Genomic DNA, 208 nt, shown 5'->3' on the forward strand with positions numbered 1-208 from the left:
CGGGACGCAGAGCCGTCGGCCTGTGTGATCGGCGCCCAGAGCGCCAAGGCCTCCGCCAGCGTCCCCGCTGCCGGCCAGGGCGTCGACGCGGGCAAGAAGGCCGTCGGCAGGAAGCGGAGCATCGCCGCCGGCACGCTCGGCCTCCTCCTCGCAGTGCTGGCCACCGCGGCGAGCGTGCAGGACTCCGTTGCCGGCACCGCGCTGCCCG

1 pseudogene is annotated in these 208 nt (G+C 76.4%); it reads left to right on the forward strand.

The window, feature by feature from the left end:
* A pseudogene (locus tag IF89_RS0137365) lies at window positions 1-208 on the forward strand (IS5/IS1182 family transposase); the annotation flags it as partial.

This window comes from Streptomyces sp. NRRL F-2664, from assembly GCF_000719345.1.
GTDB lineage: Bacteria > Actinomycetota > Actinomycetes > Streptomycetales > Streptomycetaceae > Streptomyces.